Consider the following 12,974-nt stretch of genomic DNA (forward strand, 5'->3'; position numbering starts at 1 on the left):
ATTTCTGTTCTCGGATGCCTTTGATGTCTTGGATGCCTTCGTGTAATCAGTTCAGCGATCTCGCGCTACATCAAGTCCCTTACGGGACCTTGATCCCCGCCGCCGCGAGCGCCGACGTGAGCGCCGGCAACGACGTAGCCTTCACGGTGGCCACCGCCGCCGACTGGGTGACGAGTTCCTTGCGGAGCTGTGCCAGCAGTGCCCGCTGCGTGGAGGAGACCGGGAAGCTCGAGCCCAGTACGCTGTTCAGGCCACCCGCGCGGCCGGAGAACGTCATGTCCGGTGCGCCCGAGGCGCCACGGTTTTCGTCTTCCATGTCACCCTGCGGGGGGGTGGGCGCGGCGCCACCGGCACCACGGGCCGCAAACTGCGCGGCGCGCGCGGCCGGCGTGGCCCCAATCTCCGTCGTGAAGGTCGAGAGCACCTTGTCCACGCTGGCCATCTGCGCCTTGAGTGCGGGCGTGAGCTTGGCGCTGTCGGCGGTGGCCGCCTTTTTCACGTCGGCGAACGTGCGCATGGTGCTGTCGGCGGCGCTCTGTGCGTCGGTCACGCTCTTCTGAAAGCGCACCACTTCCAGGCGGAACGCGTCAAGCGACTGCAGTTCCCCCTGCGACATCGTCTGCTCCGGGTCAGGGAGCAGCGTGAATTTGCGCGCCACAACCGTGGCTGCACCCGTGGCGGGCGTAATCGTGAGGTGCGCCGTGTAGCTACCCGGCACCGCCGGATACGACCGCGCCCCGCCCCCACCAAAACCACCGAAGCCACCGCCGCCGCCCTGTCCGCGGCCACCGGTCGGGGCCGCCGTGGCCACGCCCGTGAGCGGTGCGCCCACGCGCATATCCCACACGGGGCGATACATGCCCGCTTTGGCGTTGGCTGGCAACTCACGCACCACACGCCCACCTGCGTCGATGATCTCAAGCTTGGCCTTTGCGTCCGCCGGCGCGTTGTTCACGAGATACGCGAGCCGGACGCCATGCTCCGGGTTCTGCCCCGTAAAGCCCGTGGAACCCATGCCACTGTTGCGGCTGCCGTCGAGCTGGAACGCCAGCTCGTTGCGCGCCGGGAAGAGATACGCCACGCTGGCCCGCTTGGCCGCCGCGAGATGCTCCAGCGCCGACAGGTCGTCGAGGATATACACGCCACGTCCGTGCGTGCCCACGACCAGGTCGTTCCACCGTTCCTGAATGGCCAGATCCCACACCGGCACGCCGGGCATGCCGCCCTTGAGCGCCGTCCAGGTGGTCCCGCCATCAATGGTGAAGAACACGCCAAACTCGGTGCCCACGAACAACAGGTTCGGTTCACGGTGATGTTCGCGGATCACCTGCACCGGACCCAGCGCCGGCAGGTTGCCGGTGATGCTCGTCCACGTGGCGCCAAAGTCCGTGCTCTTGTAGACGTACGGCTTCATGTCGTTGCTGCGGTGGCCGTCAAACGTGGCGTACACCGTGCCGTCGGCGTGCGTGGACAGCTGCACGCCGCTCACGTACGTGGTGTCGGGCACGCCGGCAAAGGTCATGACGCGCGTCCACGTCTGGCCGTCGTTGCGCGTCACGGCTACGACGCCGTCGTCAGTCCCCACCGCCAACACCCCGGCGCGGCGCGGCGATTCGCTCACCGCACTGATGTTGCCAAATGCCGCGGTGCCTTCGTGCAACCCCAGCGCATCGCGCGGCGGCACACTGCCGCGCATGGGGAGCTGGTTGCGATTCAGGTTGCGCGTGAGATCGGGGCTGATGGTCTTCCAGGAGTCGCCTCGGTCACGGCTCTTGAAGAGATGATTGGCCGCGAAATACACCGTGCCACCCACATGGCGCGACGGCACGATGGGCGCACTCCAGTTGTAGCGGTGACGCTCGCCATTCGTGGCGGGCGGCTTGATGCCCTTGGTCTGTCCCGTCTTGGCGTTGTACCGCTGAATGCCGCCGTTCTGCGACTCCGCGTACACCACATTCGGGTCGAACTTGTCGGTCACGTTGAAGAAGCCGTCGCCGCCCGCCATGCGCACCCAGTCGGCGTTGGTCGGGCCGAAGCTGTTGCGTGTGCGATTGGGCCCTCCCCACGTCTGGTTGTCCTGCAGACCGCCGTACACATGGTAGAACGGCCACTGGTCGTCCACCGAAATGGCGTAGAACTGCGCGCCCACGATGTTCTCGTTGTTGTACCACGTGCGACCACGATCGTACGTGATGTCGAGCCCACCGTCATTCCCCATCACGTGGTGATCGGGATCTTCCGGGTTGATCCAGAGGGCGTGGTGATCGCTGTGCACGCCGCCACCGCCGGCGTAGCCGCGCCACGTCTTGCCGCCATCATACGACTCCGTGCTGCCCACATTGAGGCGCACCACATGTTCGGCATCGGAGGGGTCGCAGCGCACCTGGGAGTAGTACCACGCCGTGCCATTGCTGCGATCGGTCTGCCGCCACGTGGCGCCGGCATCGTCGCTGCGATAGAAGCCGTTGGCGGTGCCCTTGGCGCTCACGCTGGCGTACAGCGTGTTGGGGCGCGAGCGGCAGATGGCCAGACCAATGCGCCCCGCGTCGCCCGTGGGGAGGCCACTGGTCAGACGCGTCCACGTTTTGCCGGCGTCGGCGGTCTTCCAGATGCCGCTCTCCGGGCCGCTGGGCAAAAAGCCGTACGCCCGACGTTCACGCTGATACGACGCGGCGTACAGAATGTCCGGGTTGTTCGGATCCATCACGATGTCGGTGAAGCCGGTGTGCTCCGACAGGGCCTTGGTGTTCGTCCACGTCTTGCCACCATCGACCGTCTTGAACACGCCACGCTCACCGCCCGGCGCCCACAGCGGCCCCATGGCCGCCACGTACACGACATCCGGGTCACGAGGATCGATCACCATGCGCCCGATGTGCTGCGTCTTGGGGAGCATGGGCTTGGACCACGTCTTGCCGCCATCGGTGCTCTTGAACACGCCCACGCCCCACGAGGAGCTGCGCATGTTGTTGGATTCACCGGAGCCGGCCCACACCACATCGCCGTTGGACGGCGCCACCGCCACGGCCCCCATGGAGCCCACGCCGATGGCGTCGGACACGGGCGCCCAGGTGAGGCCGGCGTTGGTCGTTTTCCAGATGCCACCCGTGGCGACGGCTACGTACATGGTGGTGCCCAGGCGGCCCCCACGCACCGAGCGCGGGGCTTCCACCACCGCGATGTCGGTAATGCGGCCGCTCATCGAGGCGGGGCCGATATTGCGATAGGTCAGCGCGCCAACGAGCTGCGAATCGGGGAGCGCCCCCTGGGCGGCGAGCAGCGTCGGCAACAGCAGGCCGGCAGCCAGCGGAGCGAGCGCCCGGCGGTAGCCGGCGCGCAATACGAGTGGGGACATGGCGGGACGAGGCAGGGAGTGCCGGGACCACCGCGGTCCCGAGCCAATGGAAGTTTACGCTGCGGTTGGGGTTGCCGTTGCCGTCAGCGTGCTTTTGGGTGGGGCGAGGCCTCGATCAATCGTGGCCGTGATCAGCCATGGCCTCGCCGCGGGCCAGCATCAGGTGGTGCATCTGGTGATGGTCGCCGCTGGCCATGAGCCCAATGAACCCCAGCCCGCGGATGCGCGCCGCCCCTGCGTCGCGGTCTCCGTCGCGGGCCGTCACCACCAACGTGACGCCGTCGGGGCGCTCCGTGCGGACGATGCGCGGCCCGCCCATCATCGCCACCATGGCCACGTGCGCACCGGTCATGCGCTTGATAGCGGCAATGGTTTCGCCGGTCCCACGCACGACAAAGGTGGCACCGCCGGCCACCGGCGTGGCGGCAACGGTGCTGCGTAGCGTGACCAGATCCATGTCCCGCAGATGCTGCCGCAGTCGCTCGAGGTTCACCTTGGACCAATCGGTACTCGGATCGGCCTCGAGGAGTTTGACGATCTCGGCAATGGTGGCAAACGCTGCCTGCCCGCCCTCAGTAGGCATGGTGGTGTGGGCCCCGCCCTGCGTATGCGCCAACGCCTGCGCCGCCACGGCACGCAGAGGCACCGCACCCAGCAATCCGAGCAAGCAGGCAGACGTAGCACAGCGAAGCAGCCGAAGGGTGAGCATGGGTCGAGTCTGAAGGGTGTTGGTGAGATAGGGCTGGCGCCTTGCAGTGGCGCGTTCACATGACCACGACGGCCTCTCGACATCTCGGGGCGCGCCCCTAGCTTGTCGGTTGGCTCCGTACTTCTCGAGAAATAACGGGTCCCGGACCTCCTTCCATCCCCCCACCGCTCATGACGTCCCTTCGTTCGCTGTGCTCCACGGGTGTGCTGCTCGCCTCCATGGCCGGCCCGCTGCTCGCCCAGAATGAAGCGCCCCCCGGCCGCCGGCAGGTGGTGCCCATGGATTCGGCCCGTGCGGCGGCGCTGTACGTGAGCAACCGGCCGGAAGACCATCCCGTCGCCGACTACGAGCGCGCCATGCGCGGCAAGGCAGCCACCGACAGCATCTTCACCGCGCGCGCAAAAGGCGTGCTCAAATTTTCAAAGGTGAAGTACAAGAGTCAGGCCGGTGGGCTGGAAATTCCCGCCTACCTGTTCGAGCCGCTCAATCCCAAGGGCCCGCGCCAGCATGCGGCCATGGTGTGGGTGCATGGCGGCGTGCACGGCAACATGGACCAGAATTACTGGCCCTTCATTCGCGAAGCGGTGCAGCGTGGCTACGTCATCATTACGCCCGACTATCGCGGCAGCACCGGCTACGGTGCCGCCCATCATAACGCCATCGATTACGGTGGCATGGAAGTGGACGACGTGGAGTCGGCGGCCGACGTGCTCAAGGCCCTGCCCTATGTGAATCCGGACCGCCTGGGAGTCATGGGCTGGAGCCACGGGGGGTACATCACCACGTTGTTGCTCACCCGGGAGGCACAGGGGACACCGTTCAAGTCGGGCGCCGCCATCGTGCCGGTCACCAACCTGTTGTTCCGCCTGTCGTTCAAGGGGCCGTCGTACCAGCGCTCATTCTCCACGCAGGCGGCCGTCCGCGGGCTGCCGTTCGAAAAGCGTGATGAGTACGTACGGCGCTCGCCCTATTACTGGGTAGACAGCCTCAAATCTCCCCTCCTGGTCCACGTGGCCACCAACGACGAAGATGTGAACTTCGAAGAAGCGCGGCCGCTGGTCGATGCCCTGATTGCCCGGCAACCCAAGCTCGCCGAAACGAAGATCTACGTGAACCCGACGCCGGGGCCCACCAGCGTGGGACACACCTTCAGCCGACGCGTGAACCGCCAGACGCTCGAGCGGGATGAATCGCCCGAGCAGATCGACAGCTGGAACCGGGTGTGGGCGTTTTTTGAGCGGACGCTGGGGAAATAGGCGGAGTACCCACGCCGCTTCAAGTTCCCGAACCCGGGATCCGAGACTCCAATCTCGGGTCCCGGGTTTGCTTTTGGGGCACGACGTACAACTACCCTTGTATTTCACGATATACGTAATTAGTAATATATGCATATGCGAACCATCTACTATACCCTGGTCGCCGCCGCCGCACTCGCCCTCCCCGGGCTTGCGACGGCGCAGTCGCCCCTCCGCCTCGCTGATGCGCTGGCGGAGGCCGACCGCCGCGCCTTTGGCAATCGCCAGGCTGCGGCCAATGCCTCGAGTGACCGCGCCCGCGCGGCACTCCCTCTCAAGGGCATCCTTCCCTCGGCACGTGTTGAGGGTGGGTTTGTCCGGACCACTGACCCCATTGGCGCCTTCGGCACCACGCTGCGCCAACGGGCCGTAACCCCCGCCGCCTTCGATCCGGCCCGGCTCAATGATCCGGCGCCGGTGAACAACGTCACCGGCGGACTCGTGCTGGAAGTGCCGGTCTTCAACGCCGACGCACTGACCGGGTGGCGAGCCGCCCGGTCGGCCGCGAACGCCAGCGCCGCCATGGCCGACTGGACGACCATGACCACCCGCGCCATGGTGGTGAAGGCCTACTACGGCGCCGTACTGGCCCAGGAAAAGGTCGCTATGCTCACGCAGGCCCAGCGCGCCGCCACCGCGGCCGTGAAGCAGGTGGAGAGCATGGTGCGGCAGGGACTGGTCACCAAGGCCGATCAGCTGCAGGCCAGCGTCCGCGCTGGTGATGTGGCAGCGCAGCTCCTGTCGGCCAGCAACGACGCCACAACCGCCCGCCAGCAGTTTGCCATGCTGCTCGGGCGGAGCGAATCCGGACCGTTGGTGCTCCCCGCCGGTCTCCCGACCGACAGCGTGGTGCGGGCCTTTGCGGAGCAGGACACCGCGGCGGCGCACACCCCGGCCGCGGAAGGACAGAGCGCTGGACACCTGCGTGACGACGTGCGCGCGGCACAGCTTGGCGCACAAGCCGCCAGTGCCGACCGCAAACGGGCCGCCGCCACCATGCTTCCGCGCCTCAACGGCTTTGCGCGGTACGACTACAACTCTCCCACCACCCTCTACGCCGGCAAGCCGAACTGGACCGTTGGCGTGATGGGCTCCTGGTCGCTCTTTGGTGGCGGCAGCGAGCTGGCCGACGTGGCGGGGGCGGATGCCCGCGCCCGTGGAGCGCGCGCCGGCGAAGAAGCCGCCCGCGCCAACGCCCGGGTGGAAGCTGATGCCGCCGCCCGCCTGGTCACCTTGGCGCTGCGCCGATTGGAACTGGCGGCGCAGGCCTCGGCCCAGAGTACCGAAGCACACCGACTCGTAGCAAAGCGCTACGCCGGGGGGTTGGCCACGGTCGCCGAGCTGCTTGGCGCCGAAACGGCGGCCACGGGAGCCTCACTGGCGCATGCCGCCGCGCGCTTCGACGTGATTGACGCACTGGCGCAATACCGCAAGGCCATCGGCGCCGATCCCGGTGCCCTCGCCCGCTTCGATACACAGCCCACGACTTCATCCACGGACGCCGCTTCGGCTGGCGCCAACAACGAGGAACCGACTCGATGACGACGATCTCTTCGCGCCGCGCGTCGGCGCTCCTGCTGGCCGGCCTGGCCACCTCTTCACTGGTGCTCGGCGCCTGCGGCTCCAGCACCCCCGACCACGAAAAGACGGCGGCCAAGCCCGCCTTGGTGAGCGGTACCACCCTCACGCTGGCCGATACCACCATTGCCACGACCTACGAAGCCAGTGGTGTGGCCGAGCCGCTGCAACAGGCGATGGTGAGCACGAAGCTCATGGGAACCGTTACGGCGGTTACGGTGCAGGAAGGCGATGCCGTACGCACTGGACAGGTGCTCGTCCAGATCGACGCCCGCGATCTGACCGCCAAGGCGAACCAGGTTGCCGCGTCCATTGCCGATGCTGAGGCGATGCAGCGCGAAGCCACCGCGCACGCCGCGCGTTTTGCGGCGCTGTACAATGACAGTGCGGCAACGAAGGCACAGTACGATGCAGCACAAACCGGACTGGCCCGCGCCAACGCGGGATTGCAGGCGGCCCGGGCCGGCGCCTCGGAGCTTGATGCCGTGCGCAGCTACGCCTCGGTGCGTGCTCCGTTCGCCGGCATAGTGACCATGCGGCACGCGGATCCCGGCACCTTCGCGGCGCCCGGCGCCCCGCTGGTGACGGTGCAGGATGTGTCCAGTCTCCGGCTGACGGTCACCGCGCCCGCGAATGTCATCCGGGCGCTGACCCGCGGACAGCAGATTGCCGCCACCGTGGATGGGCGGAGCGTGCAGGCCAAAGTGGAGGGTATTGTCCCCGCTGGCGCCGGCAATCTGTACACGGTGAACGCCATCATTGCCAATCGCGATGGCGCCATGCGCGCCGGCAGTGCGGTGACGCTCTCCATGCCGCAAGGCACCACCACCGGCATTGTCGTGCCGCTGGCCGCGCTCGTGCGCGACGGAGATCTGGTGGGAGTGATCGTCCGCGCCAACGGCGCCGATGATCGGCGCTGGATTCGCCTGGGCACCATGACGGCAACGCATGCGGAAGTCACCGCTGGGCTCACGACTGGAGAAGTCATTGTAATTCCTGACGCGGCAACGGTGCCGGCGTCGAAGGCGGGCGTATGACCAGCATCCAGTCCTGGGGTATCTCGGGGCGCGTCGCCAAGGCCTTTCTCAACAGCAAGCTCACGCCGTTGATCACGGTGGCCTCGCTCGCCGTGGGGTTGCTGGGGATCATCGCAACGCCGCGCGAAGAAGAGCCGCAGATCTCCGTGCCGATGATCGATGTGATCTCGGCCATGCCTGGCGCATCGCCAGCCGAAGCGGAAAATCTGCTGGGGCGGCCGGTGGAGCAGCGTATGCTCGAGATTCCCGGCGTGGACCACGTGTACACGATGTCGGGCGACGGCTATGCCATGGTGACCGTGCGCTTCAAGGTGGGTGAGGATCAGGAGCGCAGCGTCACCAAGGTGCAGGCCAAACTGGCGGGGGCGATGGACAAGGCTCCCAGCGGTGCCCTGCCTCCCATCGTGAAGTCGCACAGCATCGACGATGTGCCGGTGCTGACGCTCACGCTGCACGGTGCCGGTACGGATGCCAATGCGCTGCGTCAGATTGCCGTGCATCTGGAGGACGAGATTCGCACGGTGCCGGAGGTCGCGGAAACGTTCGTGACTGGCGGAGCGCCAAAGCAGGTAAAAGTGGTGCTCGATGCCGCGCGTCTGGCGGCGAGCGGCGTAACCCCAGGTGAAGTGGCCATGGCGCTGAAGCAGGCCAACGCCCGCCTCGACGCCGGTGAGCTCACCCTGCGGGACAGTGTGGTGCAGATCGCCGTGGGCGCTCCGCTGCTGAACGCGCGCGAGGTGGGAAGTGTGGTCGTGTCCAACCGCCGAGGGACCCCGGTATATCTGCGCGCCGTGGCCGACGTGAAGGACGATTTCGGTGATGTGAACAGCTACGTGTCGCACCGCAGCGGCAGCGGCGCCTCCGAAGCGGCGGTCACCATTGCGGTGGCCAAGCGCAAGGGTGCCAACGCCACGAACGTGACGCACGCGGTGCTGGAGCGGGTGAACCAGGCCAAGGGGCGCCTGCTGCCGGCCAGTGTGGCGTTGGATGTCACTCGCGATTATGGCGAGACAGCAGGCGAGAAGGCGCAGGAACTCATTCTGCACCTCATCATTGCCACGCTTAGCGTCACCGCACTCATCTGGTTGTTTTTGGGGTGGCGGGAAGCGCTGGTGGTGCTCGTGGCCGTCCCGGTCACGCTCGCGCTCACGCTCTTCGTGTACTACGCGCTGGGCTATACGCTCAACCGCATCACGCTGTTCGCGCTCATCTTCTCCATTGGCATTCTGGTGGACGATGCCATTGTGGTGGTGGAGAACATCTACCGTCACCTGGCCATGGGGAACCGGCCGGCCGACATCGCGGCCATTGACGCGGTGGACGAGGTGGGGAATCCCACGATTCTGGCCACGTTTACCGTGATTGCGGCCATCGTGCCCATGGCGTTCGTCAGTGGCATGATGGGTCCCTACATGCGCCCCATTCCCGTGGGCGCGTCGGTGGCCATGCTGGCGTCGCTGGCGGTGGCGTTCATCGTTACACCGTACCTGGCCTACCGCCTGCTCAAGGGGCATGTGGTGGCGGGACACGGGTCCATTCAGCATCCGCCGGAGGAAGGTTCACGGACGGACAAGCTGTACCATCGCATCATGTCACCACTCATTGAGCGCAAGAAGACGCGCTACGTGTTCTATGGCGTGGTGGTGGCGCTGCTGTTGGGCAGTGTGGGGCTCGTCGGGCTCAAGGCCGTGCAAGTGAAGATGCTCCCCTTCGACAACAAGAGTGAGTTCCAGGTGGTGCTCGACTTGCCGGAGGGCACGTCGCTGGAAACATCCAACCGGGCGGCGTCGGAGATTGCGGCCTACCTGGGCACGGTCGAAGAAGTGGTGAGCACGCAGGTGTATGCGGGCACCGCGGCGCCGTTCAACTTCAACGGTCTCGTGCGGCACTATTTCATGCGCAGCGGCGCCAACGTGGCCGATGTGCAGGTGAACCTCAAGCCGAAGAGCGAGCGCGATCGGCAGAGCCATGCGATTGCCGTGGCGGTACGCCCTTCGGTGGATTCCATCGCCAAGCGGTATGGTGCCTCGGCCAAGGTGGCGGAAATTCCGCCGGGGCCGCCGGTGCTCTCCACGCTCGTGGCTGAAGTGTATGCCGCCGACGACGCGTCGCGTCTGGAGGCTGCCAAGGCGGTCAAGGCGGTGTTTGAGCAGACGCCCGGTGTGGTGGATGTGGACTGGACCGTTGAAGCCCCGCAGCAGAAGCGCACGTTCCGGGTGGACCGGGTGCGTGCGGCCGAAGTGGGGGCGAGCGTGGAGCAGATCACGCAGACGCTCTACCTTGCGCTTTCCGGTGCGCCGGCCGGCTTGACCAGCTCACCCACCGCCAAGGAGGCGGTGGCGATCGTGCCGCGCTTGCCGCTGTCGCAGCGCTCGTCGGTGGAGGCGTTGCTGGGCTTACCCATTGCCACCATGCAGGGCCCGCAGCCGCTGGGCCGTTTCGTGACGGTGATTGATGGGGTTCGGGAAGGCTCACGGGTCCGCAAGGATCTCCGCCCGGCCATTTATGTGACCGGAGACGTGGCCCGCGAGATTGAGAGTCCGGTGTACGCGATTCTCGATATGAACCGGCAGATCGAGGCCATTCGGGTGAATGGGGCGAGTGTCGGGATTTACAACGCCGTACAGCCCGAATCGCTGGACGAAACCGCCATCAAGTGGGACGGGGAGTGGCAGGTGACCATTGAGGTCTTCCGCGACCTCGGCCTGGCCTTCGCCATTGTGCTGCTGCTCATCTATGTGTTGGTGGTGGGGTGGTTCCAGAGCTTCACCATTCCGCTGGTGATCATGGCCCCCATTCCGCTTACGCTCATTGGCATTCTGCCGGGGCACGCCATTGGCGGCGCGTTCTTTACCGCCACGAGCATGATTGGCATGATCGCGCTGGCTGGCATCATCGTGCGCAACTCCATTCTGCTGGTGGACTTCATCCAGTTGGAGGAAGCACGCGGGCGCAATCTGGTGGATGCGGTGCTCGAAGCGGGCGCCGTGCGGTTCCGCCCCATTGCCCTCACCGCCGCGGCCGTTGTGGTGGGCGGGCTGGTCATGGTGCTCGATCCCATCTTCCAGGGACTTGCGGTGGCGCTCATGAGCGGCGCTGTGGTAGCTACGCTCCTCACAATGGTTGTGGTCCCCCTGCTCTACTGGGAGCTGCGAAAGAATGCGCCGCCCCTCGCCGATTCCCCCCTCCATACGGAGATCATCGACTGATGTGCAACGATAACGTCATTCGCCGCTTTGCCGGCGTCTTCATTCTGCTGTCCGTGGCGCTTGGCTTCCTGGTGTCGCCCAACTTCTTCTACTTCACGGCATTTGTGGGTTTCAACCTGCTGCAGTCGAGCTTCACGAACTTCTGCCCGCTGGAGAAAATTCTGGGCCGGTTCGGGCTCTTCGGCTGCCGTGCATCGGGAGCCTCAGCGCGATAAGCTTCAGCATACCTTTGGGGAGTCGACCATGAGCACAACGAATAGCCCCGCACGGCAGGCCATCATGCCGTGCGGGGCCTGCGGAAAACTGAATCGCATCAACATGGATCGCGTGGATGTGGCGGCCCACTGTGGTACCTGCAAGGCCACGCTCGCGATCGATGCGCCCATCGTGCTCACCGACGCCAACTTTGACACGGTGGTGGGCAAGAGCACCGTGCCGGTCATGGTCGACTTTTATGCCGACTGGTGTGGGCCGTGCAAGATGATGGCGCCGGTCTTTGCCGACTTTGCCCGGCGTCAGAAGGGGCGGGTGCTGGTCGCCAAAGTGAATACCGACGAAAACCCGGGCGTCTCCATGCGCTTCGGCATTCGCAGTATCCCTACGCTGACCGTGATGGCGGGCGGGAAAGAGGTGGCGCGGCAGGTGGGGGCGGTGCCCATGGCCGCACTGGAAAACATGGTGGCGGGCGTCAGGATCTCCTGACGCCCGGCGGGCTTACCGGCCGCCTAACACTTTCCGTCGCTCAGTGAGCTCGGTCTCCAGTCGGCCACACACCAATTCACAGAGTTTCAGCACGTCCTTGTCGGCCAACTCGTAGCGCACGTACACGCCATCGCGCTCCCGCGAGACCAGGCCGTTCGCGAACAGCTGCGCGAGGTGACGCGAGACGTTCGCCTGACCCATCCCGGTGGCTTCCACGAGGTCATTCACCGTGCGCGGCCCTGTGCGCAGCTCTTGCAACAGACTCAGACGCGCGCGGTCACTCAGCGCTTTGAAGCGCTCAGCGACCATCTCGAGCAGCTCCGGTCCCATCCGTTTTGGTGCCACAGCCTCGCTCCTGGACCTGAGAGAAAATGCAGACATACACAACAATGAATATATAGAAACACAGAAGAGCGCGCTACCCGTCGGGTGCGCGCTCTTTGCTGTCCGGTTCAGACTTCAGGCCAACGTCGCCGTGAGCGTAATCTCGGCATTGAGCACCTTGGACACTGGGCATCCGGCTTTCGCCGCTGCCGCCAGCTCCTGGAACTGCTCGGGAGAAATGCCCGGCACCTTGGCGTCCAACGTGAGGTGCACCTTGGTGATGGCAAAGCCCCCGTCCTTCTGTTCCAGCGTCAACGCCGCCGATGTGGCCAGTGATTCCGCGGTAAAGCCGTTCCGGGTGAGCTGACCAGAGAGGGCCATGGAGAAACAGCCGGCATGCGCGGCGGCAATGAGCTCTTCCGGGTTCGTGCCGTTGGTCCCCGACTCGTCTTCAAACCGCAACTTGAACGAATACGGCGTGTTGTTCAGGACGCCGCTGGGCGTGGAGACCGTACCGCTACCTTCCTTGATAGTGCCGTTCCAGACGGCTGAACCGTGACGAATCATGAAGCCCTCGAAGTGGTGACCAGTCGGAGGTCGGCGCCTCCTGGCGCCAGACGCTCCTCCAGACTGCCAGCGCGCACCGCCAATTGCAAGCGTGGCCAGCCGATCGCGGTCTGTCCCCTGCCCAATGTTGCATTGCCATGCGCCTTGCCTTGCCGTGGCGCGGTTGAGGCGGACATTTGCGGGAGGTATTCACGCCTC

Annotated in this window: 10 protein-coding genes; 6 read left to right on the plus strand and 4 right to left on the minus strand. The window is 65.7% G+C overall.

Features of this window, described 5'->3' with window-relative positions:
• Positions 1-79: 79 nt before the first annotated feature.
• Positions 80-3,355 (minus strand): WD40/YVTN/BNR-like repeat-containing protein, encoded by a 3,276-nt coding sequence (locus tag GEMMAAP_RS13740; protein ID WP_053333746.1) that lies wholly within the window; start codon positions 3,353-3,355, stop codon positions 80-82.
• A 115-nt stretch (positions 3,356-3,470) separates the two neighbouring features.
• Positions 3,471-4,064, minus strand: coding sequence for a hypothetical protein (locus tag GEMMAAP_RS13745; RefSeq protein WP_053333745.1), 594 nt, complete (start codon positions 4,062-4,064; stop codon positions 3,471-3,473).
• 170 nt (positions 4,065-4,234) lie between these two features.
• Here GEMMAAP_RS13745 and GEMMAAP_RS13750 point away from each other — a divergent pair, with 170 nt between their 5' ends.
• The 6 genes from GEMMAAP_RS13750 (at position 4,235) to trxC (ending at position 11,885) form a co-directional block, all read left to right on the plus strand.
• Entirely contained in the window at positions 4,235-5,320 is a 1,086-nt protein-coding gene (locus GEMMAAP_RS13750; protein ID WP_053333744.1) for an alpha/beta hydrolase family protein, read from the plus strand.
• 135 nt (positions 5,321-5,455) lie between these two features.
• Positions 5,456-6,901, plus strand: a complete 1,446-nt coding sequence (locus tag GEMMAAP_RS13755; RefSeq protein ID WP_026848733.1) for a TolC family protein — start codon at positions 5,456-5,458, stop codon at positions 6,899-6,901.
• Positions 6,898-7,974, plus strand: coding sequence for an efflux RND transporter periplasmic adaptor subunit (locus tag GEMMAAP_RS13760; RefSeq protein ID WP_026848732.1), 1,077 nt, complete (start codon positions 6,898-6,900; stop codon positions 7,972-7,974). Before GEMMAAP_RS13755 ends, GEMMAAP_RS13760 begins: the two co-directional genes overlap by 4 nt.
• Positions 7,971-11,183, plus strand: a complete 3,213-nt coding sequence (locus GEMMAAP_RS13765) for an efflux RND transporter permease subunit (RefSeq protein WP_053333743.1) — start codon at positions 7,971-7,973, stop codon at positions 11,181-11,183. Before GEMMAAP_RS13760 ends, GEMMAAP_RS13765 begins: the two co-directional genes overlap by 4 nt.
• Complete coding sequence (locus tag GEMMAAP_RS13770; protein ID WP_026848730.1) at positions 11,183-11,398, plus strand: YgaP family membrane protein; 216 nt, start codon at positions 11,183-11,185, stop codon at positions 11,396-11,398. The genes GEMMAAP_RS13765 and GEMMAAP_RS13770 overlap by 1 nt, the downstream gene beginning before the upstream one ends.
• Positions 11,399-11,426: 28 nt before the next feature.
• A complete protein-coding gene (gene trxC, locus GEMMAAP_RS13775; protein ID WP_053333742.1) occupies positions 11,427-11,885 on the plus strand; it encodes a thioredoxin TrxC in 459 nt (152 codons plus the stop codon).
• A gap of 12 nt (positions 11,886-11,897) precedes the next feature.
• Here trxC and GEMMAAP_RS13780 read toward each other — a convergent pair whose 3' ends face one another.
• Together GEMMAAP_RS13780 and GEMMAAP_RS13785 are read right to left on the minus strand one after the other, a co-directional pair.
• On the minus strand, positions 11,898-12,194 hold the full coding sequence (locus GEMMAAP_RS13780; RefSeq protein WP_238588138.1) for an ArsR/SmtB family transcription factor: 297 nt from the start codon (positions 12,192-12,194) through the stop codon (positions 11,898-11,900).
• A gap of 150 nt (positions 12,195-12,344) precedes the next feature.
• Positions 12,345-12,776: an OsmC family protein gene (locus GEMMAAP_RS13785; RefSeq protein ID WP_026848727.1), complete on the minus strand. Its 432-nt coding sequence runs from the start codon at positions 12,774-12,776 to the stop codon at positions 12,345-12,347.
• Between the last annotated feature and the right edge of the window lie 198 nt (positions 12,777-12,974).

Origin of the sequence: Gemmatimonas phototrophica (genome assembly GCF_000695095.2) — a bacterium.
GTDB lineage: Bacteria > Gemmatimonadota > Gemmatimonadetes > Gemmatimonadales > Gemmatimonadaceae > Gemmatimonas > Gemmatimonas phototrophica.